General features: G+C 45.7%; 3 protein-coding genes. 2 read left to right on the top strand and 1 reads right to left on the bottom strand.

The window, feature by feature from the left end; genetic code table 11:
• On the bottom strand, positions 1 to 356 hold a 356-nt coding region (locus IQ242_RS24310), incomplete at its 3' end, for a gamma carbonic anhydrase family protein (RefSeq protein WP_193961722.1).
• A gap of 108 nt (positions 357 to 464) precedes the next feature.
• Between IQ242_RS24310 and IQ242_RS24305 the strand changes: the two genes are divergently transcribed.
• Positions 465 to 980 (top strand): TIGR02652 family protein, encoded by a 516-nt coding sequence (locus IQ242_RS24305; RefSeq protein WP_043995535.1) that lies wholly within the window; start codon positions 465 to 467, stop codon positions 978 to 980.
• Between the two features lie 16 nt (positions 981 to 996).
• Positions 997 to 1,494, top strand: coding sequence for a VOC family protein (locus tag IQ242_RS24300; RefSeq protein ID WP_193961721.1), 498 nt, complete (start codon positions 997 to 999; stop codon positions 1,492 to 1,494).
• Positions 1,495 to 1,622: the final 128 nt, after the last annotated feature.

Raw genomic sequence — 1,622 nt, 5'->3', positions numbered from 1 at the left:
ATACTACCCGCCCCGACGCGCACACCATCGAGAATCACTGCCCCAATGCCGATTAAACAACCGCGTTCAATATGGGCTGCGTGAATTACCGCCCGATGCCCGATGGTAACGTAATCTTCAAGGATAGTAATTTTGCCTGGATCTCCGTGTAGGATCGCCCCATCTTGGATATTAGTATAGGCCCCAATTTCGATGCGTTCCACGTCGGCGCGCAATACTGCCCCATACCAAACACTCACCCCCACAGCTAGGGAAATATCGCCCATTACCGTGGCATTAGGGGCGATAAAAGCCGCTTGACTGACATCGACAATCGGCCAGAAATTAGAAGTTGATCTTAAGTTATCTAAAGACATGAAAGGATCTGCACTAGAGTCGAAAGAGAATGCCCGTCCAATTTGGTTGGGTATAATATGGGTAGGATTATTGGTACAAAGATAGCAATTTTTAGTTTAGGTTCTCCCATGATCAATGCAAGTTTACAATACCCTGTTTTTGGCCCCGATATCCATTGTCCTCATTGTCGGCAGCTAATCCCCGCCCTCACTTTGACGGATACCTATTTGTGTCCGCGTCATGGGGCTTTTGAAGCCGATCCCAAAACGGGAGAGTTGGTTCACTTGCAGTCAGGACGACATTGGCGACTCTGGAATGGTGAGTGGTATCGTCAACACACTCACCCGGATGGTATTCGTTTTGAGATTCACGAAGCACTCGATCGCCTCTATACTCAAGGATTTAAAGCGACTAAAGTGATTATTGCCAACCGTTATCGCGATTTAGTTAGTTCCTACCTAGAACGTAACACTACTTGGCGCGGTAATGAACCGGGTGAAGCCATTATTCCCCGTCTCTACGGTTTACCAGTAGAATTTAGCCCCGATGCCCCCGATGAACCCTGTTGGGATGTAATTAACTTTGATCTGGAAAAAGAACCGGGGGTTCCCAAACGTTACCCCTATTTTCGTCTTTTTGACTGATTACTGATCACTGAAAATGCACCATGCTTCTATTCGGACGGCTAATATCCATCGGGCGATCGCTTTTTATCAACTTCTCGGTTTTACCCTAGAGGAAAGATTCACCACGGGTTATACTTTGGCCTGTTGGCTAACCGGGTTAAACGGACGCATCGAATTAATCCAAATTCCCCAACCGAAACCTGCACCCGATGCCTTTGGTGATCAGCATTATGTCGGTTATTATCACTTGTCTTTTGACCTAACAGAAAATGTCAGCAATTTACCAGAATGGTTAGAAAAATTAACAAATAACTTTCAGCAAGCTCATCAAGAAGATGCCGATCTATATCAACCTTTAAACATTCTTTTGCCACCTCAACAACAGATGATCGGCGATCATGTCTATGAAGTCACCTTTATTGCCGATACAGACGGTTTACCCCTGGAATTTATCCGTCGTTTAACGCCGAAATCAGCGACCAAGGTCTCAATAACTGAGATGGAGGCGACAGTGCCAGCAAAAACTACCTAGCTATAGTTACTAATTCTGTACGCAAATATTGCATCTAGAATTAGCTTTGTACGCTTTGACCCGTACTGGGTTAACTACGAACCTCTCTATCGGATTCCCGCTAAAGGCGGCCTCTCCGACTACCTTTC

The organism is Microcystis sp. LEGE 08355, assembly GCF_015207185.1.
GTDB classification, from domain to species: Bacteria; Cyanobacteriota; Cyanobacteriia; order Cyanobacteriales; family Microcystaceae; genus Microcystis; species Microcystis panniformis.
This window is presented reverse-complemented; position numbering and strand designations above follow the sequence as displayed.